This is a genomic window from Empedobacter sp. UBA6305, assembly GCF_002440405.1.
GTDB classification, from domain to species: domain Bacteria; phylum Bacteroidota; class Bacteroidia; order Flavobacteriales; family Weeksellaceae; genus Empedobacter; species Empedobacter falsenii_B.
This window is the reverse complement of the sequence record NZ_DJTP01000020.1, coordinates 42,107-61,641: the sequence shown is the minus strand read 5'-3', so window position 1 is coordinate 61,641 and position 19,535 is coordinate 42,107. Positions and strand designations below refer to the sequence as shown.

35 protein-coding genes and 1 riboswitch are annotated in these 19,535 nt (G+C 34.1%); of the genes, 30 read left to right on the top strand and 5 right to left on the bottom strand.

The features are described from left to right. Positions 1–7: 7 nt before the first annotated feature. The 15 genes from rpsJ (at position 8) to rpsN (ending at position 6,861) form a co-directional block, all read left to right on the top strand. The gene (rpsJ, locus tag B3M86_RS05425; RefSeq protein WP_019974208.1) at positions 8–313 is read left to right on the top strand and encodes a 30S ribosomal protein S10; all 306 of its coding nucleotides are present in this window, start codon (positions 8–10) and stop codon (positions 311–313) included. Between the two features lie 248 nt (positions 314–561). Then, positions 562–1,191, top strand: coding sequence for a 50S ribosomal protein L3 (gene rplC / locus B3M86_RS05420; protein ID WP_038335606.1), 630 nt, complete (start codon positions 562–564; stop codon positions 1,189–1,191). Next, positions 1,182–1,811, top strand: a complete 630-nt coding sequence (gene rplD, locus B3M86_RS05415; RefSeq protein ID WP_038335460.1) for a 50S ribosomal protein L4 — start codon at positions 1,182–1,184, stop codon at positions 1,809–1,811. Before rplC ends, rplD begins: the two co-directional genes overlap by 10 nt. 10 nt (positions 1,812–1,821) lie before the next feature. After that, positions 1,822–2,106, top strand: coding sequence for a 50S ribosomal protein L23 (gene rplW / locus B3M86_RS05410; RefSeq protein ID WP_038335466.1), 285 nt, complete (start codon positions 1,822–1,824; stop codon positions 2,104–2,106). A 15-nt stretch (positions 2,107–2,121) separates the two neighbouring features. Further along, positions 2,122–2,946, top strand: coding sequence for a 50S ribosomal protein L2 (gene rplB / locus B3M86_RS05405; protein WP_038335472.1), 825 nt, complete (start codon positions 2,122–2,124; stop codon positions 2,944–2,946). Positions 2,947–2,949: 3 nt separating this feature from the next. After that, a complete protein-coding gene (rpsS, locus tag B3M86_RS05400; RefSeq protein ID WP_019974202.1) occupies positions 2,950–3,228 on the top strand; it encodes a 30S ribosomal protein S19 in 279 nt (92 codons plus the stop codon). Positions 3,229–3,237: 9 nt separating this feature from the next. After that, positions 3,238–3,654: a 50S ribosomal protein L22 gene (gene rplV, locus B3M86_RS05395; protein ID WP_019974201.1), complete on the top strand. Its 417-nt coding sequence runs from the start codon at positions 3,238–3,240 to the stop codon at positions 3,652–3,654. 4 nt (positions 3,655–3,658) lie between these two features. Beyond that, a complete protein-coding gene (gene rpsC, locus B3M86_RS05390) occupies positions 3,659–4,381 on the top strand; it encodes a 30S ribosomal protein S3 (RefSeq protein ID WP_019974200.1) in 723 nt (240 codons plus the stop codon). A gap of 36 nt (positions 4,382–4,417) precedes the next feature. Then, the gene (gene rplP, locus B3M86_RS05385; RefSeq protein WP_038335490.1) at positions 4,418–4,837 is read left to right on the top strand and encodes a 50S ribosomal protein L16; all 420 of its coding nucleotides are present in this window, start codon (positions 4,418–4,420) and stop codon (positions 4,835–4,837) included. Positions 4,838–4,859: 22 nt separating this feature from the next. Further along, positions 4,860–5,048 (top strand): 50S ribosomal protein L29, encoded by a 189-nt coding sequence (rpmC, locus tag B3M86_RS05380; RefSeq protein ID WP_038335494.1) that lies wholly within the window; start codon positions 4,860–4,862, stop codon positions 5,046–5,048. A 16-nt stretch (positions 5,049–5,064) separates the two neighbouring features. Beyond that, positions 5,065–5,319, top strand: coding sequence for a 30S ribosomal protein S17 (gene rpsQ, locus B3M86_RS05375; protein WP_019974197.1), 255 nt, complete (start codon positions 5,065–5,067; stop codon positions 5,317–5,319). A gap of 8 nt (positions 5,320–5,327) precedes the next feature. After that, positions 5,328–5,696, top strand: a complete 369-nt coding sequence (gene rplN, locus B3M86_RS05370) for a 50S ribosomal protein L14 (protein ID WP_019974196.1) — start codon at positions 5,328–5,330, stop codon at positions 5,694–5,696. Positions 5,697–5,705: 9 nt separating this feature from the next. Continuing rightward, entirely contained in the window at positions 5,706–6,020 is a 315-nt protein-coding gene (gene rplX / locus B3M86_RS05365) for a 50S ribosomal protein L24 (RefSeq protein ID WP_038335509.1), read from the top strand. A gap of 1 nt (position 6,021) precedes the next feature. Then, positions 6,022–6,585: a 50S ribosomal protein L5 gene (gene rplE / locus B3M86_RS05360; RefSeq protein ID WP_038335516.1), complete on the top strand. Its 564-nt coding sequence runs from the start codon at positions 6,022–6,024 to the stop codon at positions 6,583–6,585. A gap of 6 nt (positions 6,586–6,591) precedes the next feature. Further along, positions 6,592–6,861, top strand: coding sequence for a 30S ribosomal protein S14 (gene rpsN, locus B3M86_RS05355; RefSeq protein ID WP_019974193.1), 270 nt, complete (start codon positions 6,592–6,594; stop codon positions 6,859–6,861). Between the two features lie 71 nt (positions 6,862–6,932). Here rpsN and B3M86_RS05350 read toward each other — a convergent pair whose 3' ends face one another. Genes B3M86_RS05350 through thiM form a run of 5 tightly spaced genes read right to left on the bottom strand, consistent with a single transcriptional unit; the run spans position 6,933 to position 10,462 of the window. Further along, positions 6,933–7,568 (bottom strand): HAD family hydrolase, encoded by a 636-nt coding sequence (locus B3M86_RS05350; RefSeq protein WP_291075706.1) that lies wholly within the window; start codon positions 7,566–7,568, stop codon positions 6,933–6,935. Further along, positions 7,553–8,215: a thiaminase II gene (gene tenA, locus B3M86_RS05345; protein WP_038335522.1), complete on the bottom strand. Its 663-nt coding sequence runs from the start codon at positions 8,213–8,215 to the stop codon at positions 7,553–7,555. Before tenA ends, B3M86_RS05350 begins: the two co-directional genes overlap by 16 nt. Further along, positions 8,199–9,035 carry a bifunctional hydroxymethylpyrimidine kinase/phosphomethylpyrimidine kinase gene (gene thiD / locus B3M86_RS05340; RefSeq protein WP_038335524.1) on the bottom strand — a complete coding sequence of 279 codons (837 nt, stop codon included), beginning with the start codon at positions 9,033–9,035 and terminating at the stop codon, positions 8,199–8,201. The genes tenA and thiD overlap by 17 nt, the downstream gene beginning before the upstream one ends. After that, on the bottom strand, positions 9,010–9,669 hold the full coding sequence (thiE, locus tag B3M86_RS05335; protein WP_038335526.1) for a thiamine phosphate synthase: 660 nt from the start codon (positions 9,667–9,669) through the stop codon (positions 9,010–9,012). Before thiE ends, thiD begins: the two co-directional genes overlap by 26 nt. Next, entirely contained in the window at positions 9,659–10,462 is an 804-nt protein-coding gene (thiM, locus tag B3M86_RS05330; RefSeq protein ID WP_221853935.1) for a hydroxyethylthiazole kinase, read from the bottom strand. Before thiM ends, thiE begins: the two co-directional genes overlap by 11 nt. Before the next feature lie 82 nt (positions 10,463–10,544). Further along, a riboswitch (TPP riboswitch) is annotated at positions 10,545–10,637 on the bottom strand. 287 nt (positions 10,638–10,924) lie between these two features. Between thiM and rpsH the strand changes: the two genes are divergently transcribed. The 15 genes from rpsH (at position 10,925) to B3M86_RS05255 (ending at position 19,535) form a co-directional block, all read left to right on the top strand. Next, the gene (gene rpsH / locus B3M86_RS05325; protein WP_019974187.1) at positions 10,925–11,326 is read left to right on the top strand and encodes a 30S ribosomal protein S8; all 402 of its coding nucleotides are present in this window, start codon (positions 10,925–10,927) and stop codon (positions 11,324–11,326) included. A 22-nt stretch (positions 11,327–11,348) separates the two neighbouring features. Further along, positions 11,349–11,894 carry a 50S ribosomal protein L6 gene (rplF, locus tag B3M86_RS05320; RefSeq protein WP_219034155.1) on the top strand — a complete coding sequence of 182 codons (546 nt, stop codon included), beginning with the start codon at positions 11,349–11,351 and terminating at the stop codon, positions 11,892–11,894. Positions 11,895–11,907: 13 nt separating this feature from the next. After that, positions 11,908–12,261, top strand: a complete 354-nt coding sequence (gene rplR / locus B3M86_RS05315; protein ID WP_114999013.1) for a 50S ribosomal protein L18 — start codon at positions 11,908–11,910, stop codon at positions 12,259–12,261. Between the two features lie 16 nt (positions 12,262–12,277). Then, a complete protein-coding gene (gene rpsE / locus B3M86_RS05310) occupies positions 12,278–12,799 on the top strand; it encodes a 30S ribosomal protein S5 (RefSeq protein WP_114999014.1) in 522 nt (173 codons plus the stop codon). Between the two features lie 11 nt (positions 12,800–12,810). Continuing rightward, positions 12,811–12,990: a 50S ribosomal protein L30 gene (gene rpmD / locus B3M86_RS05305; protein ID WP_038335538.1), complete on the top strand. Its 180-nt coding sequence runs from the start codon at positions 12,811–12,813 to the stop codon at positions 12,988–12,990. 30 nt (positions 12,991–13,020) lie between these two features. Then, a complete protein-coding gene (rplO, locus tag B3M86_RS05300; RefSeq protein WP_114999016.1) occupies positions 13,021–13,476 on the top strand; it encodes a 50S ribosomal protein L15 in 456 nt (151 codons plus the stop codon). Positions 13,477–13,491: 15 nt separating this feature from the next. Then, on the top strand, positions 13,492–14,862 hold the full coding sequence (secY, locus tag B3M86_RS05295; RefSeq protein ID WP_038335544.1) for a preprotein translocase subunit SecY: 1,371 nt from the start codon (positions 13,492–13,494) through the stop codon (positions 14,860–14,862). A 22-nt stretch (positions 14,863–14,884) separates the two neighbouring features. Next, entirely contained in the window at positions 14,885–15,100 is a 216-nt protein-coding gene (infA, locus tag B3M86_RS05290) for a translation initiation factor IF-1 (protein WP_019974180.1), read from the top strand. A 75-nt stretch (positions 15,101–15,175) separates the two neighbouring features. Further along, on the top strand, positions 15,176–15,292 hold the full coding sequence (ykgO, locus tag B3M86_RS05285; protein ID WP_013598490.1) for a type B 50S ribosomal protein L36: 117 nt from the start codon (positions 15,176–15,178) through the stop codon (positions 15,290–15,292). Positions 15,293–15,304: 12 nt separating this feature from the next. Beyond that, a complete protein-coding gene (rpsM, locus tag B3M86_RS05280) occupies positions 15,305–15,682 on the top strand; it encodes a 30S ribosomal protein S13 (protein WP_038335547.1) in 378 nt (125 codons plus the stop codon). An 11-nt stretch (positions 15,683–15,693) separates the two neighbouring features. Continuing rightward, entirely contained in the window at positions 15,694–16,083 is a 390-nt protein-coding gene (rpsK, locus tag B3M86_RS05275) for a 30S ribosomal protein S11 (RefSeq protein WP_019974178.1), read from the top strand. Positions 16,084–16,130: 47 nt separating this feature from the next. Beyond that, the gene (gene rpsD, locus B3M86_RS05270) at positions 16,131–16,733 is read left to right on the top strand and encodes a 30S ribosomal protein S4 (RefSeq protein ID WP_038335550.1); all 603 of its coding nucleotides are present in this window, start codon (positions 16,131–16,133) and stop codon (positions 16,731–16,733) included. A gap of 22 nt (positions 16,734–16,755) precedes the next feature. Beyond that, positions 16,756–17,748: a DNA-directed RNA polymerase subunit alpha gene (locus B3M86_RS05265; RefSeq protein ID WP_038335552.1), complete on the top strand. Its 993-nt coding sequence runs from the start codon at positions 16,756–16,758 to the stop codon at positions 17,746–17,748. Positions 17,749–17,760: 12 nt separating this feature from the next. After that, a complete protein-coding gene (gene rplQ, locus B3M86_RS05260) occupies positions 17,761–18,234 on the top strand; it encodes a 50S ribosomal protein L17 (protein ID WP_038335555.1) in 474 nt (157 codons plus the stop codon). Positions 18,235–18,464: 230 nt separating this feature from the next. Further along, entirely contained in the window at positions 18,465–19,535 is a 1,071-nt protein-coding gene (locus tag B3M86_RS05255; protein ID WP_286495357.1) for a DUF6263 family protein, read from the top strand.

Here is a 19,535-nt window from a genome sequence, read left to right as displayed (position 1 = left end):
AAGAAAAATGAGTCAAAAAATTAGAATAAAATTAAAATCTTACGATTATTCTTTAGTTGATAAATCAGCTGAAAAAATCGTAAAAACTGTAAAAGCTACAGGAGCTGTTGTTAATGGACCAATTCCATTACCAACTCACAAAAGAATCTTTACAGTTTTAAGATCTCCACACGTTAACAAAAAATCTCGCGAGCAATTTCAATTATCAGCTCACAAAAGATTATTAGACATTTATTCTTCTTCATCTAAAACAGTTGATGCTTTAATGAAGTTAGAATTACCTAGTGGTGTTGAAGTAGAAATTAAAGTATAGTTAGCTGTATTTTAAATAAATATAAACCCTGAGACGTACACATCTCAGGGTTTTTTTATGAATTGCTATTAAGAATGCTTTGATTGATATTTTTCGCTGTTTGTAAACTTTTGAAAAATAATCAATTGAAAGTTTGTTGTTTACAAATTAATTCATACATTTGCATGCTAATTTTAGAGAAGATCTCTAGTGGTCGAAAGTCCACATTCTCTGAAATATTAAACAAATTATTAACATATTTTAATCAAATGTCAGGTATCATTGGTAAAAAAATCGCGATGACTAGCTTATTTGATGAGAACGGGAAAAATATTCCTGTGACAATCGTAGAGGCTGGGCCATGTGTGGTTACTCAAGTCAGAACCGTAGAGAAAGATGGGTACGTTGCTGCTCAACTTGGTTTCGATGACGCAAAAGAAAAAAACACGACTAATGCTTTAAAAGGTCACTTTAAAAAAGCAGGAACGACTCCAAAGAGAAAGTTAGTTGAGTTTTACGGTGAAGAATTCGTGAACTCTTTAACTCTAGGAGGAGAAGTTAACGTTGAATTATTCAACGAAGGAGAATTTGTAAGTATTACAGGTACTTCAAAAGGAAAAGGTTTCCAAGGTGTTGTTAAACGTCATGGTTTCGGTGGGGTAGGTCAAGCTACACACGGTCAACATAACCGTTTAAGAGCTCCAGGTTCTATCGGTGCTGGTTCAGATCCATCTCGTGTATTCAAAGGAATGCGTATGGCTGGAAGAATGGGTGGTAAACAAGTTACTGTTCAGAACTTAAAAGTACTTAAAGTGGATACTGAGAAAAATCTTTTAATTGTTAAAGGTGCTATCCCAGGTCCTAAAAATTCATACGTAATCGTTAGAAGATGGAAGTAGTAGTATTAAACATCAAAGGTCAAGAAACTGGAAGAACAGTATCTTTAGACGAGGCAGTTTTCGGAATTGAGCCTTCTACACACACAGTGTACTTAGAAGTTAAACAATATTTAGCAGCTCAACGCCAAGGAACGCACAAAGCAAAAGAAAGAGCTGAGATTGCGGGATCAACTCGTAAAATCAAAAAGCAAAAAGGAACAGGTACAGCTCGTGCTGGTTCTATCAAATCTCCAGTGTTTAGAGGAGGAGGTAGAGTTTTCGGACCACGTCCAAGAAACTACTCTTTCAAATTAAACAAAGCACAAAAGAGATTAGCTAAAAAATCAGTTTTATCACAAAAGTTAGCTGAGAATGAAATCAAAGTTGTTGAAAACTTTTCTTTCGAAGCTCCAAGAACTAAAGAGTTCAAAACTGTTTTAACTGATTTAGGATTAGAGAACACAAAATCATTATTCGTATTAGGTGAATCTAATAGCAATGTATATTTATCTTCTCGTAACTTACAAAAAGTTAAAGTTGTTACAACTGAGGAATTAAATGTATTTGATTTAATCAATGCTTCTCAAATCGTATTTTTAGAAGGTTCTTTAGCAACAGTTCAAGAAAATTTAACAAAATAAGACGAAGAAAATGGGAATCATAATTAAACCAGTAATTTCAGAAAAAGCAACTAATAACAGTGAGTTGTTAGGGCAATATTCGTTTTATGTAGACACAAAAGCTAACAAAATTCAAATTAAAGAAGCTGTAGAAAAAACTTACGGTGTATCTGTAGTTTCTGTTAGTACTTTAGTATCTGCTCCAAAAGTAAAAACTCGTTACACAAAAACAGGTTTTCAAACTGGAAAAACAAATAAGTTGAAAAAAGCGATCGTTAGCTTAGCTGAAGGTCAAGAAATAGAGTTGTTCGGATAATTTAAGAATTAAAAAATGTCAGTAAGAAAATTAAAACCTATCACCCCGGGACAACGTTTTAGAGTGGTTAATGAATTTGCGGCAGTAGATAAAAATGCTAAGCCAGAAAAGACATTAGTTGAAGGAAAATCTAAATCGGGTGGACGTAACAACACTGGTAAAATGACAATGCGTTATATCGGTGGTGGACACAAACAAAAATATCGTATCATCGACTTCAAACGTGATAAAGAAGGTGCTGCAACTGTAGAATCTGTACAATACGATCCAAACAGAACTGCATTCATCGCTTTATTATCTTACGAAGATGGTGAAAAACGTTACATTATTGCTCAAAATGGTTTGAAAGCTGGACAAGTAATTGTTTCAGGTGAAAACGTAGAACCAGAAGTAGGTAATGCTATGAAGCTTAAAAATATGCCATTAGGTACAGTAATCTCTTGTATTGAATTACGTCCAGGGCAAGGAGCAGTTATGGCAAGAAGTGCAGGTACTTATGCTCAATTAGTTGCGCGTGATGGTAAATATGCTATCGTTAAGTTACCAAGTGGTGAATCAAGAATGATTTTAGTGGAGTGTAAAGCAACAGTAGGTGTTGTTTCTAACACAGACCATCAGTTAGAAGTTTCTGGTAAAGCTGGTCGTTCTAGATGGCAAGGTCGTCGTCCAAGAACTCGTCCAATGGTTATGAACCCTGTAGATCACCCAATGGGTGGTGGTGAAGGTCGTGCGACAGGAGGTATCCCTCGTTCTCGTAACGGTATTCCAGCGAAAGGTTACAAAACTCGTGACAAGAAGAAAGCGTCTAACAAATATATTGTTGAAAGAAGAAAAAAATAATTTATGGCACGTTCATTAAAAAAAGGACCATTCATCCACTATAAATTAGAAAAGAAAGTTCTTGCTAACGTAGAAAGCGGTAGCAAAAACGTGATCAAAACATGGTCAAGAGCATCAATGATTTCTCCTGATTTTGTTGGTCAAACAATCGCAGTACACAACGGAAAGCAATTTATTCCTGTTTATGTTACTGAGAATATGGTAGGTCATAAATTAGGTGAGTTCGCTCCTACACGTACTTTTAGAGGTCATGCCGGAGCTAAAAACAAAGGAAAAAAATAGTAAAGGGCCATGGGATCTAGAAAAAGATTAAGTAACGAAAGAATCAAAGAAGCTAACAAGCAGGTAGCTTTTGCGAAATTAAATAATGTTCCTACTTCTCCTCGTAAGATGAGATTAGTAGTAGATATTATCCGTGGAGTTGAAATTCAAAAAGCTTTAGGTATTTTAAAATATACTAAAAACCACGCTTCAATCCGTTTAGAGAAATTGTTATTAAGCGCTATCGCTAACTGGCAAATCAAAAATGAAGGAGCTGATGTTGAAGAAGCTGGATTATATGTTAAAGAAATCTCTGTTGATAGTGCACGTCAATTAAAAAGAATTCGTACTGCACCTCAAGGTAGAGCACATAGAATCAGAAAACGTTCAAACCATGTAACTTTGGTTTTAGGAACTAAAGAAGATAAACAAAAAGTACAAGATTAAGAATATGGGACAAAAAACTAATCCAATCGGAAATCGTTTAGGAATCATCAGAGGATGGGATTCTAACTGGTACGGTGGAAATGATTACGGTGATAAAATTGCAGAAGATGCAAAAATTCGTACTTATTTAAGAGCACGTTTGTCTAAAGCCGGAGTTTCTCGTATTTACATCGATCGTACTTTAAAATTAGTTACAGTAACTGTAACTACTGCTCGTCCAGGTATCATTATTGGTAAAGGTGGACAAGAAGTTGACAAATTAAAAGAAGAGTTAAAGAAAATCACTGGTAAAGAGGTTCAAATTAACATCTTCGAAATTAAGAGACCAGAATTAGATGCAATCTTAGTAGGGGATAGTATCGCTCGTCAAATTGAGAATCGTATTTCTTACCGTCGTGCTATTAAAATGGCAATTCAATCAGCAATGAGAATGAACGCAGAAGGAATCAAAGTTCAAATCTCTGGTCGTTTAAACGGTGCAGAGATGGCACGTTCTGAAACTTATAAAGATGGACGTATTCCTTTGTCTACATTCCGTGCAGACATTGATTACCACATTTCAGAAGCTCATACAACTTATGGTCGTTTAGGGATCAAAGTATGGATCATGAAAGGTGAGGTATATGGTAAGAGAGAATTATCTCCTTTAGTTGGATTACAGAAAAAACAAAAAAAGTCTGACAACAACAGAAAGGGAGGTGAAAGATCTAATAATAGAAAGCGATAATTTAGTTTAACAACTAACATAAAGAATTAAGTAGATATGTTATCACCGAGAAGAGTAAAGTTTAGAAAAACCCAAAAAGGTAAGATGAAAGGTGTTTCTCACAGAGGAACTCAATTAGCTTACGGGACTTTCGGGATCAAATCTTTAGACGAAGCGTTTATTACAGCACGTCAAATCGAGGCAGCTCGTATTGCTGCAACTCGTTTCATGAAGAGAGAGGGTCAATTATGGATTAAAATATTTCCAGATAAACCAATTACTAAGAAACCAGCAGAGGTACGTATGGGTAAAGGTAAAGGTGCACCAGAATATTGGGTAGCTCCTGTACAACCAGGTCGTATCTTATTCGAAGTAGGAGGTGTGCCAGTAGAGGTTGCAACTGAAGCATTGCGTTTAGCAGCTCAGAAGTTACCTGTTAAGACTAAGTTTATCGTTGCACGTGATTTCCAAAATTAATAATTTCAAAAATTAAGAAAAAATGAAAGCAGCAGATATTAGAAATCTAAGTGTTGAGGAGTTACAAGCTAAAATAGCTGAAGAACAAGCGAACTACGATCAATTAAAATTGACAAACGCTGTTTCTCCTGTAGCAAATCCAATCGGTATTAGAGACTTACGCAGAACAATTGCTCGTTTGAATACCGTGTTAAACGAAAAACAATCATAACAGTAATCTGTAACTGATGGAAAGAAAATTAAGAAAAGAAAGAGTAGGTTTAGTTACATCAAACAAAATGGAAAAAACCATTGTTGTAGCTGAAACTAAGAAGCAAAAGCACCCATTCTATGGGAAATTCGTTTTAAAAACGAAGAAATATACAGCGCACGACGAAAATAACGAGTGTAACGAAGGTGACACAGTGCGTATCATGGAGACTCGTCCTTTGTCTAAAAACAAAAGATGGAGATTAGTAGAAATCATTGAAAGAGCTAAATAAGATAAGTTATGTTACAACAAGAATCTAGATTAAAAGTTGCAGATAACACAGGAGCTCGTGAAGCATTAGTAATCCGCGTTTTAGGTGGTACTAAAAGAAGATACGCATCAGTAGGTGACAAAATCGTAGTTGCGATCAAAGAAGCTACACCTTCAGGAAACGTTAAAAAAGGTGCTGTATCAAAAGCTGTTGTAGTTAGAACTAAAAAAGAAGTTCGTAGAAAAGACGGTTCATATATCCGTTTCGACGATAATGCATGTGTATTATTGAACACTCAAGGAGAAATGCGTGGTACTCGTGTATTCGGTCCAGTTGCTCGTGAGTTACGTGATAAAGAATATATGAAAATTGTATCATTAGCCCCAGAGGTATTATAATAGAACAACATGGCAAAGTTAAAAATTAAAAAAGGAGACAAAGTAGTCGTTTTATCAGGATCTAACAAAGGTCAAACTGGTACTGTGTTACGCGTATTCCCTGACAAAGCTAAAGCTATCGTTGAAGGGGTTAATATTGCAAAAAAACGTGTAAAGCCAAGCGCACAAAATCCACAAGGTGGAGTTGTTGAAAAAGAAGCTCAAATCTATTTATGTAAATTGGCTTTAGTAGATCCAGAAACTGGGAAAGCAACGAAAGTAGCGATCAAAGAAGAAGGAGGGAAAAAAGTAAGAATTGCTAAAAAATCAGGAAAAGCTATCTAAGATGAGTACAACAACATACACACCTCGTCCGCAGGTTAAATATAAAGAAGAGATTGTAGCTGCTCTTAAAGAAGAGTTCGGATACAAATCTATTATGCAAGTTCCTAAATTAGAGAAAATTGTTTTATCTCAAGGTTTAGGTGCGGCTACAGCTGACAAAAAAATCGTTGATTACGCTATCGAAGAGTTAGAATTAATCACTGGTCAAAAAGCAGTAGGAACAATTTCTAAGAAAGATGAAGCAGCTTTCAAATTACGTAAAGGAATGCCAATTGGTGCTAAAGTAACTTTACGTGGTGAGAAAATGTACGAATTCTTAGATCGTTTAGTATCTGCAGCTTTACCACGTGTACGTGACTTTAGCGGTATTTCTTCTACAGGTTTCGACGGTAGAGGTAACTATAACTTAGGTATCAAAGAGCAAATTATCTTCCCAGAAATTAATATTGATAAAATCAAGAAAATTCAAGGTTTAGATATTACCTTTGTAACTTCAGCGAACACAGATAAAGAAGCAAAAGCTTTATTATCTAAATTCGGATTACCATTTACTAAAGAAAAATAAGAAGTCATGGCTAAAGAATCAATGAAAGCGCGTGAGCGCAAAAGAGAAGCATTAGTTGCTAAATATGCTGCGAAACGTCAAGCTTTATTAGAAGCTGGTGACTACGAAGCATTACAAAAATTACCTAAAAACGCTTCTCCTGTACGTTTACACAACCGTTGTAAATTAACAGGTCGTCCAAGAGGATACATGAGAACTTTCGGGATCTCTCGTGTAACTTTCCGCGAAATGGCGAACGAAGGGTTAATCCCAGGTGTTAAAAAAGCGTCTTGGTAATTTACCAATAGCTTTAGAAATATTAAATCCTTACTCTTTATTGAGTAAGGATTTTTTTGTTTTTGTAAGGTTTATATTTCTTTGATCAATTCCCTAAAATCAGCTATGTAATTTGGCTGAAGACAAAAATCTGAATTGTTGTAAATTTTATAATTTAAACCAGCATCTTTTGCTGAATTAATTCCGGTGAGTGAATCTTCGATAACTAAAACTTCTTCCTTTTGCTTTTCGCATAATGATAAAGCTTTTAAATAAGGTTCTGCATTTGGTTTGCCTTTTGAAACATCATCTGCTGAAATAGTGTGATCAAAATAGGAATGAAGTTTTAATTGTTGAAAAGCATACTTAATTTGTCTTCTAGAGGAATTGGAAACAAGAACAATTTGAATTTGATAGGCTTTTAAATGTTCCAACATCTCAGCAACGTGGTCATTTAATTGTACAAACTGATGAAAGTTTTCGACATAAAATTTTTCTGTCCAATCGATTATTTCCTCGTACAAATGATTTGTAAAGCGTTGCTGATTTTCTAACATCAATTGGATTGCTTCATTTGTTGTGAAATTCATTCCGTCATTTTCTACCAAACATATCGTATCCAACCGATATATTTTAATGACTTCATCAAACATCAGCTCCCATAATTGTTGACTATTTACGATTACCCCATCAAAATCAAAAAAGATGGCATTTATTTTCTTTCCCATGTGATATTTTCATAAGATGCATTCCAAAACTGAAATTCTAATTCGCTTGCTTTGACAAAAGCTTCTAGCATTTGTTCTTTTATTTTTTCAGTTGCTCCTTCTGCAATCTTATCAACATAACTTTTCGCTTTTTTTACACCTTCACCAAATTCATCTCCACTATAGGTCTCAATCCATTTTTGATATGGATTATTTTCTTTTGTTTGATTTTTGATGATTTCATCACCAACTTCTTTATAAATCCAAAAGCAAGGCAAAACAGCAGCTAATGCAATTTCAATAGGTTCGAATGCAGCTGTACTTTTTAAGAAATGTGAATAATGGTGACAAACAGGTTGTGTTTCGATGATGATGTTTTGCGATAATCCAAAATCCTCAAAATAGGATTCGTGTAAAGCACGTTCAACAATTAATGCATTTTTTCCGAATTCGAAAAAGTCAATGGCTTGTTGATTGTCTTCAGATTTTGATCCAATGGCAGCTAATACTCGCCCAAAATGTTCCAAATATTTTGCATCTTGTAACATGTAAAACTGAAATTTCTCTATTGGTAATGACCCATTTTGCAATTCAATTATAAAAGGCATATTTAGAATATCATTGTAAATAGGCGCGATGGTTTCCCAAGCTTTAGTTGTGAATGTCATAGGTTTTTAATTTTTGTGGATTAAATAAATGATTAAGAGGTCCATTTCCTTTTCCAATTGTTAGGTCTTTACTTCCTAATATTGCTTGTTCAACATATTCTTGTGCTAGTTGTACACTTTGTGTGAGTGAAACCCCCAAAGCTAAATTACACGCAATTGCAGAAGATAGTGTGCAGCCTGAACCATGCGTATTTTTTGTCTCTATTTTTTGAGAGGTATAACTTTGTACAGGTTGTTCTTTTTGAAATAAATAACTGATAATTTTTTCTTGCTGAAGATGTCCGCCTTTTAATAAAAGATTCTGACAACCTAAATTTAAAATCGTTTCTCCATAAGAAAGCATCAATTCAGCAGAATCAATTTTATGATTTACCAAAATACTTGCTTCATCAAGATTTGGCGTGATAAGCGTGGCCAAAGGAAAAAGCTTTTCTATGCAAGCTTCAAGTGTTTCTTCTTTGATTAACCGATGTCCACTTGTCGCAACCATGACAGGGTCATAAACAATCGGTCTATTGTAATTTTTTAATTCCTCTGAAATGATATGAACCAATTCAACACTATGAACCATTCCAATTTTTATTGCATCAGGATAAATATCCTCTAATATGGATTGAATTTGTTCACGAATTGCTTGTGCAGGAATTTCGTAAATATTTTGTACGCCTTGTGTATTTTGAACAGGCAAGGCTGTCAATACATTTGTTGCATAACAGCCATGAGCGGAAATTGTTTTGGTATCAGCTTGTATGCCAGCGCCACCGCTTCCGTCAAATCCGGCAATTGTTAAGACACTATATGCTTTTTGGATGGTATTCATTTTCGTTAATAATTTGTTTTAAAATTTGGGCAGATTTTTTTGGATTTTTGCTTCCGCAAATTGCAGAAACAATTGCAACACTATCTGCACCGGCTTGTATGATTTTAGCAATATTACTTTCATTAATTCCGCCAATTGCAATCAATGGTTTTGATGTTTTAGTTTTCAAAAATTTTAATCCTTCAAAACCCCATTCAGTAATCGTATTGGTTTTTGTTGGAGTCGAAAATATTGGACTTACCCCTAAATGATGTACATATTTCATTTCATCATCATTCAACTGTTTGATAATTTCTAAAGACCAACCAATATTTTTTAGAGCTTGTGCATTTTTGTGAATTTCAGAAGGTAATATATCTGACTGCCCGACATGTATTCCCCAAGGATTAACAGCGGTTGCGACTTCTAATGAATCGTTAATAATCAAAGGGATATTGTAGTGGTCCGTAATTTTTTTTAATATTGTAGCTTTTGAAATATACTCGCTGACAGTGCAATTTTTTTCCCGAAGCTGAATGATATCAACCCCACCTATAATTGCTTGCTCTGCAACATCTAACCAATGAAGATGCGTACAATCTTTTTCAGAAATGACTAAATACAAAGGATAAGGAAAAGTTGGATTAATCTTCATAAACTGAGATTTTCAAATTTGTTTGAATTTCTTCTGCAGATATATGGTATAACGTGTCATACAAATTCATTTGTAAGGTTCCTGGGCCATTACTTTTTTTCTGTGCCAATTCACCTGCTAAACTAAATATGGCCATGCCGCTAACCGTTTCGAGGAAAGGATTTTTATTAAGGCCAATAAAAGCACCGATGCTAGCTGTTGCTGAACAACCTAAACCAGTAACTTTAGTCATCAATTCATGACCATTTTTAATTTCAATTATCGGATTGTTGGATACAATAAAATCTGAAGCACCTGAAATGCAAACAACAGATCCAATTTTCTGGTTTAAATTGTGTGCTGCTTTTATCGCTTGATTACTTTGATGTGTACTGTCGACTCCTTTTCCCTGAACAGCTTCGAAGGTATCTAAAGCTAAAATTTCTGAAGCATTTCCTCTTATGACAGTAGGATGATAGCGAAGCAGTTCTTTTATAAGTTCATTTCTGAAAGTTGAAATTCCAGCTCCAACAGGGTCTAATACCCAAGGTTTATTCAGTTGATCTGCTTTTTTTGCTGCAATTAGCATGCTTTCTGCCCAATAATCATCAAGAGTTCCGATATTGATGACTAATGCATTTGAGATTTTGACGATATTTTCCACTTCTTTGTGTGCATGTATCATAACAGGCGATGCTCCAATTGCCAAAAGAGCATTTGCAGTATTGTTCATCACCACAAAATTGGTGATGTTGTGAACAAGCGGATTTTTTGTCCGGACAGCATGTAAATTTTGAATAATTAGATTTTCCATTAATTGATAATTTTTTAGATGAAACAATTAATGGCTAAAGAGGATTTTCTTTGAAAATAAAGCGTTGCAAATATTAAATAATTGCATAGATATTGCTTTTCCCTACGTCGGTGTTAACCGTATCAGGTTCAAAGGGACTCTCTCAATTCTTTTCAGAATACCCCTAAAGCCAAATCAAATTTATATAAATTGTTTTGACTTTCAGCTATTTTTTAAGAATAAAAATAGAAGATTACATCAAGAATTAATTGTTGAGATCGATTAAAAAGATAAATAAATATAAAGATTGAGTTTCATGTTTTGTCTTAATCCCTAGTTATAAAACGATTAAAAATAAATTATTTAGATTAATAGTTTGTAATTAAAAAATATGCAATATATTTGCAACCCAAATGCATAGTGCATTTTGGTAAAAGTTTAATTTTAAAAGTAGTGCTTACGCGCTATACTATAGAATTATTTATGTATACAGATCCAATTTCAGATTTTCTAACTCGCGTTAGAAATGCAATGATGGCAGGACACAAAGTAGTGGAAATTCCTGCATCTAAAATTAAAAAAGAGATCACTAAGATCTTATTTGAACAAGGTTACATCTTGAACTACAAATTCGAAGGACAAGATCAACCTCAAGGAACAATTAAAATCGCTTTAAAGTACGACAAAGTTACTAAAGAGCCAGCTATCCGTAAAATCAAAAGAGCTTCAACTCCAGGTTTACGTCAATACGCAGGATCTAAAGAATTACCTCGTGTATTAAACGGTTTAGGTGTTGCTATCATCTCAACTTCTAAAGGTGTGATGACAGATAAACAAGCTCGTCAAGAGAATGTAGGTGGTGAAGTTTTATGTTTTGTTTATTAATCTTTTAAAAAATTAAGAAATTATGTCAAGAATAGGACACGCACATATCAACATCCCTGCAGCAGCAACTGTTGAATTTAAAGATAACGTAGTTACTGTAAAAGGTAACAACATTACAATGACAAGAGAGTTAAAAGAAGGATTTGATTTAACAATCGAAGACGGAGTTTTAACTGTAGTTCGTCCAAACGATTCTAAAGATAACAAAGCTTTACATGGTTTATACCGTTCATTAATCAATAACATGATTACTGGTGTAACAGAAGGTTTTAAAAAACAATTAGAATTAGTTGGTGTTGGTTATAGAGCATCTAACAACGGACAAAAATTAGATTTGTCATTAGGTTTCTCTCACAATATCGTTATTGAATTACCTGTTGAAATTAAAGTTGAAACTTTAACAGAAAAAGGTAAAAATCCTATTATTACATTATCATCTCATGATAATCAATTATTAGGAATGATTGTAGCGAAAATTCGTTCTTACCGTAAGCCAGAGCCTTACAAAGGAAAAGGAATTAAATTCGTAGGAGAAATTATTAGAAGAAAAGCAGGTAAATCTGCATAAAAATCATTGAAAAATGGCATTATCTAAAGTAGAAAAAAGACAAAAAATAAAAAGACGCGTGCGTCGAAATATTTTTGGAACAGAAACTAAACCTCGTTTATCAGTTTACCGTTCTAACAAAGAAATTTACGCTCAAATTATTGACGATAACAATGGAGTAACTTTAGCTTCTGCATCATCTCGTGAAAAAGGTGTTGCTGTAGAAGGTACAAAATCTGAAGTTTCTGTATCAGTTGGTAAAGCATTAGCTGCTAAAGCTATTGCAAAAGGAATTGAAACTGTAGTTTTTGATCGTAACGGTTTCGTATATCATGGTAGAATCAAAGCTTTAGCAGATGGTGCTAGAGAAGGTGGATTAAAATTCTAAAAAAGAGAAAGAAATTATGTTAGGATTTAAAAACGTAGAAAGAGTAAAACCAACAGGTTTAGATTTAAAAGATCGTTTAGTTGGAGTACAACGTGTTACTAAAGTAACAAAAGGAGGTAGAGCATTTGGTTTCTCTGCAATCGTAGTAGTAGGTGACGGAAACGGAGTAGTAGGTTACGGATTAGGGAAATCTAAAGACGTAGCTTCTGCAATCGCTAAAGCTATCGAAGACGCTAAGAAAAACTTAGTACGTATCCCGTTATTTAACAACACAATTCCTCACGAACAAGAAGCTCGTTTCGGTGGTGCGCAAGTATTCATCCGTCCAGCATCTAAAGGTACAGGGGTAATTGCAGGTGGTACAGTACGTGCGGTATTAGAATCAGTTGGTGTACATGATGTATTATCAAAATCAAAAGGTTCTTCTAACCCTCATAACGCAGTAAAAGCTACATTCCGCGCTTTATTAAGCTTACGTTCTGTAGAGACTATTGCTCGTCAAAGAGGTATTTCTGTAACTAAAGTATTCAACGGTTAAAAAAAAGTAAAATGAGCAAAGTAAGAGTAAAACAAACACGTAGTGCAATCAACCGTGATAAATCTCAAAAAGCTACATTAGTTGCTTTAGGTTTAAAAAAGTTGAATCAAGTTGTTGAGCACGAATCAACTCCTCAAATTGAAGGAATGATCCGTAAAATCTCACACTTAGTAGTAGTAGAAAGAGCTTAATCGCTTTTAACCTTTTAAAAATTATTAAAAATGAATTTAAGTAATTTAAAACCAGCTGCTGGTTCAGTACAAAATAAATTCCGTAAAGGTAGAGGTGAAGGTAGTGGAAACGGTTTGACAGCAGGTCGTGGACACAAAGGTGCTAAATCTCGTTCTGGTTATTCAAGAAAAATCGGTTTCGAAGGTGGACAAATGCCTTTACAAAGACGTTTACCTAAATTTGGTTTCAAAAACATCAACAGAGTTGAGTACACAGGAATCAATTTAGATACAATTCAACAATTAGTTGATAACAACAAAATTACAGATACTTTAAATAAAGAAACATTAGTTCAGTTAGGATTAGCTCACAAAAATGACTTAGTGAAAATTTTAGGTCGTGGAGAGTTAAAAGCAACTGTTAATGTTACTGCTGATAAATTCACTCAAACAGCTCAAGAAGCTATTGTGAATGCAGGAGGTAAAGTAGAATTAGTTAACGCTTAAGAATATATTTTATAGATGAAAGGGTTTATACAGACCATAAAAAATATCTGGAGCATAAAAGAATTGAAGGATAAGTTACTTGTAACTATCCTTCTATTGTTGGTTTATAGATTCGGTTCTCATATTCCACTTCCAGGTGTCGATATTAACGAGGTTAATCGTTTTGTTGCAGACCAAGAAAATGCAAATTCAGGAATTTTAGGATTATTAAACTCTTTTACCGGAGGTTCTTTTAAGAGAGCTTCCGTATTTGCGTTAGGAATTATGCCTTATATCTCTGCTTCGATTGTTATACAATTGATGGGATTAGCAGTACCTTACATCCAAAAACTACAAAAAGAAGGAGAAAGCGGACGTAACAAAGTAAACCAAATTACGAGATGGTTAACAATCGGGATTTGTTTGGTGCAAGCACCAGCATACCTTACATTAGTAACTTCTCAAATTTTACCTTACGATCCAACTTCATCATATGCTATCTATGTAATTCCTCCAACCAACTTTTGGTTCTGGTTCCCTTCAACAATCATTTTGATTACAGGGACAATCTTTGCCATGTGGATGGGAGAAAAAATTACTGACAAAGGTATAGGTAACGGTATTTCAATCTTAATTATGGTTGGTATCCTAGCCGACTTACCAAAAGCAATATTTAATGCATTTGAAGTTGACCCTTCAAACGGTATTTTCTTCTTGATAGAAATGTTAGGGTTAATCCTAGTTATTGCAATGTGTATTATGATTGTTGCAGCGGTGCGTAAAGTACCAGTACAATATGTAAGAAGAGCGCAAACTTCAAGTAGTTCATATATGAGATCAGTTACAGACTCTGTACGTTCATATATTCCACTTAAAGTAAATGCAGCAGGTGTAATGCCTATTATCTTCGCACAAGCAATTATGTTTTTACCAGGAACATTGGCAAACTATTTCTTAGACGAAGGAAGTCCAGTAAAAGCATTCTTCGCGAAAATGGCAGATCCATTTACGTGGGAATACAATTTGATCTTCGGATTACTAATTATTATCTTCACATATTTCTATACTGCAATCACAATCCCAGTAAACCAAATGGCAGAAGATCTTAAACGTAACGGAGGAATCATCCCTGGAATCCGTCCTGGAAAAGAAACTGCAAATTTTTTAGACGAAATTTTATCAAAAATTACGTTACCTGGAGCAATTTTACTAACTTTGCTTGCTGTTTTGCCAGCGATTGTAAAATTATTAGGTGTAGAACAGAGCTTAGCAATGTTCTTTGGAGGTACATCAATGTTAATTATGGTGGGAGTTATCTTAGATACTGTACAACAAATTAATACATATTTATTAAATCACCGTTACGATGGTTTAATGTCTTCAGGTAGAACTTCAAGAGATATCTAATAAGATTTTATTAAAAAGATTTATGGCTAAACAAAAACATATTGAACAAGACGGTACGATTACAGAAGCATTATCAAATGCAATGTTCCGTGTCGAATTAGAAAATGGACATGTTGTAACATGTAACATATCTGGTAAAATGCGTATGCACTATATCAAATTATTACCAGGTGATAGAGTTAAAATAGAGATGTCTCCTTACGATTTAACGAAAGGTAGAATATCTTACAGATACTAAAAGAAATAATAACGACTGGTGATAGAGTTAATGTAGATACGTTAACTCTATCGGATTATAAATAAATTTACAAAGATGAAAATTAGAGCATCCATTAAAAAGAGAAGTGCTGACTGTAAAATTGTGCGTCGTAAAGGACGTTTGTATGTGATCAACAAAAAGAATCCTAAGTTTAAACAAAGACAAGGTTAATTATTTAGAATTATGGCAAGAATTTCAGGTGTAGATTTACCTAAAAACAAAAGAGGGGTAATCGGACTTACATACATTTACGGGATCGGAAGAAGCAGTGCTTCTAAAATCTTAGCTGAAAATAATATTTCAGAAGATACAAAAGTTAGCGAATGGACTGATGAAGAAATCAACGCAATCCGTGCATCGATCAATGAAACTTTCAAAGTAGAAGGTGAATTAAGATCAGAAATCCAATTAAACATTAAACGTTTAATGGATATCGGATGTCAAAGAGGTATTCGTCACAGATTAGGTTTACCATTACGTGGTCAAAGAACAAAAAATAACTCACGTACAAGAAAAGGTAAAAAGAAAACAGTTGCTAACAAGAAAAAAGCCACTAAATAATAAATAGGATCATGGCAAAAAATCAGAAAGTAGTAAAGAAAAGAAAAGTAGTTATTGAAGCTACTGGACAAGCTCATATTCAAGCATCGTTTAACAATGTTATCGTTACTTTAACAAACAAAAACGGTGAAGTTATCTCTTGGTCTTCAGCAGGTAAAATGGGATTCCGTGGATCTAAAAAGAACACTCCTTACGCTGCTCAAGTAGCTGCTCAAGATGCAACAACAGTTGCATACGAAGCAGGATTAAGAAGAGTAAAAGTATTCGTGAAAGGACCAGGTCAAGGTCGTGAATCTGCTATTAGAACAATTCATAACGGTGGTATCGAGGTTTCTGAAATCGTTGATGTTACTCCATTACCACACAATGGATGTCGTCCACCTAAAAAGAGAAGAGTATAATCATTTTTCTCAATTTAATTATTTAATATATTTAATAGTAACAAATCATGGCAAGATATACAGGACCAAAAACTAAAATTGCAAGAAAATTTGGACAACCAATTTTCGGTGACGATAAATCTTTTGAGAAAAAGAAATATCCTCCAGGGCAACACGGACCTAACAAAAGAAGAGCTAAAAAATCAGAATACGCTATTCAGTTAACTGAAAAACAAAAAGCAAAATATACTTACGGTATTTTAGAGCGTCAATTTGCTAACTTATACAAAAAAGCAAATGCTTCTAAAGGAATTACAGGTGAAGTATTATTACAATTATGTGAATCTCGTTTAGATAACGTAGTTTACCGTTTAGGTATCGCAAACTCACGTAGTGCTGCACGTCAATTAGTATCTCACAAACACGTAACTGTAAACGGAGAAATCGTGAACATCCCTTCTTACCAATTAAAAGCTGGTGATGTAATCGCTGTTAGAGAAAAATCTAAATCTTTAGCTGCAATCACAAACTCTTTACACGCACGTAGCGAGTACGATTGGTTAATTTGGAACGACGAACAAAAATCAGGAACTTTCACAAAAGCTCCAGAAAGAGTTCAAATTCCAGAAGATATTAAAGAGCAATTAATCGTCGAGTTATATTCTAAATAAACCTTAAAATCAGACTAATAAAATGACTATTTTAAATTTCATCAAACCTGACAAAGTAATCTTAGTAGAGTCTGACTCTAAATTCGGACAATTTGAGTTCCGTCCATTAGAGCCAGGATACGGGATTACAGTTGGAAATGCTCTACGTAGAGTGTTACTTTCTTCATTAGAAGGATATGCGATCACTTCAATCAAAATTGAAGGAGTTGAGCACGAATTTTCAACTATTCCAGGAGTAGTGGAAGATGTTACAGAGATCATTTTAAATCTGAAAAAGGTTCGTTTTAAGAAACAAATTGATGAATCAGATGCTGAAACTGTAACTGCTACTATCTCAGGGCAAGATCAATTAACAGCAGGTGATTTAGGGAAATTTATTTCTGGATTCCAAGTTTTAAACCCTGAATTAGTTATCGCTAACTTAGACGCTAAAGTAAACGTAACAATTACATTTACAATCGAAAAAGGTAGAGGATACGTACCAGCTGATGAGAATAAAAAGGCTTCTGCGCCAATCGGTACTATAGCAATTGACTCAATTTACACTCCAATTAAGAATGTAAAATACGCAATTGAAAACTATCGTGTAGAACAAAAAACTGACTACGAAAAATTAGTTTTTGAAATTACAACAGATGGTTCTATAACACCTCAAGATGCTTTAACTGAAGCAGCTAAAATCTTAATTCACCACTTTATGTTATTCTCAGATGAGAGAATAACATTAGAAGCGGAAGAAGTTGCATCTGGTGAAACTTATGATGAAGAAGCATTACATATGCGCCAATTATTGAAAACAAAATTGGTAGATATGGATTTATCAGTAAGAGCATTAAATTGTTTAAAAGCAGCTGAAGTTGAAACATTAGGCGAATTAGTTTCTTTCGCTAAGTCTGACTTAATGAAATTCAGAAACTTTGGTAAGAAATCTCTTACAGAGTTAGAAGAATTGGTGGACAGCAAAGGTCTTAACTTTGGAATGGACATCGTAAAATATAAGTTAGACGTAGAATAATTTTATTAAAAAATGAGACACGGAAAAAAATTTAACCATTTAGGTAGAACTGCCTCTCATAGAAGAGCTTTATTATCTAATTTAGCTATAGCGTTGATTACTCACAAGAGAATTAACACAACAGTAGCAAAGGCTAAAGCATTACAAACATATGTTGAGCCTTTATTGACAAAGTCTAAAACAGACGATACTAACAACCGTCGCGTTGTATTTTCATACTTACAAGATAAAGAAGCTGTAACTGAATTATTCAGAACTGTAGCTCCTAAAATTGCAAATCGCCCAGGAGGATACACTCGTATCATCAAAACTGGATTCCGTTTAGGTGACGGTGCTGATACTGCAATGATCGAGTTAGTAGATTTCAATGATATCTACACTAACGCGAAAGTAGAGAAAAAAGCAACTACACGTCGTAGTAAAAAAAGTACTAAAACAGAAGAAGCTGCACCAGCTGCTGAAACTGAAAGTACAGAAGAAGCATAATCTATTCGATTATATAGTAAAAAGCCTCCCAAATTGGGAGGCTTTTTTTGTATTTATTAATTATGACAATTTGTAATACTTTATAATTTTCTAGATTGACAATAAATTCTTTTCAATCATCTAATTTTCTAGATATGATTGTTTTAAAATCTTAATGTTAAAAAATCAACTAAAATCCTTATTTTTGGATTGATTTTGGCAATAAACCAATTATCAAACATAAAATTGATATGAAAAAATTACTATTCATGATGGCTGTCGCAATGGCAGTTGTTTCATGTAAAAAAGATGATAAAGTCGTAGGAAAAGATAAAGATGGAAAAGAATTAATTGTGAACGAAAAAGGTGATACAGTTGCCAAAATAGAAACAACAGATTCTTTGAAAATCGCTGAAACGCCTGCTGAAACAGAAGTTGTTGCAATAACAAAAGGTGCAGATGACAAATATGCATACAAATACAATTTGGAGATAGGAAAGACTTATCCAATGACGTTGGGAATTAAAACAACTCACACGGCTTCGGACGGGAAACAATCTCAAAAAATGTCAAGTGAAAGTAAAAAACAAATTGATTATACGGTAAAAGATTTCAAAGATGGTGTGTATACATTAGAAGTGAAATCTAAACAATATAGCGAGAAAATGACAGATCCTTCGGGAAAATCAATTTCGTATGACACAAATGCTGCAAAACCAGCGAACAAAGATATTGCGGTTTCTTGGTCGATTTACAAAGCTATGACAGGAAAAACGTATACAATGAAAGTTGATCAGAAAGGAAAAGTTGTAAGCGTTGATGGATTAGAAGGAATCAAAACTTCAATTCTTAACTCTGTGAAGAAACAAGTTTCAGCAGAAGAGTTTAAATTCTTTACACAGATTATCGACAATTCATTAAACAAACAAGCAATTTCTTCTCAATTTGAAGAAACGATGAATATTTTCCCTAACAAAACTTTAGCGCTTAAAGAATCTTGGAGCGATAGTCAAAAAATTGATCAAGGTCCAATGAAAGGAAATATTTCGATGAAAAGAACTTTAGCAAGTGTTGAGCCTGCAAATACGACAATTACTGTAAATGGAACGCAAAGTTTGAAAGGTAATGAGTCGCAACAAGGTGTTACAATGTCTGCGAATAGTAGTGCGAATGTAGATGGAAAAATTTTGTTGGACACTAAATCTGGTTGGATCAACAAAGTTAATTTAACGAAAAAGGAAACATTAAAACGTACAGTAGAAGCGCAAGGTCAAAAACAAACGATGACTGAGTCGGTTACAACTGTCACAACAGTTAACTAA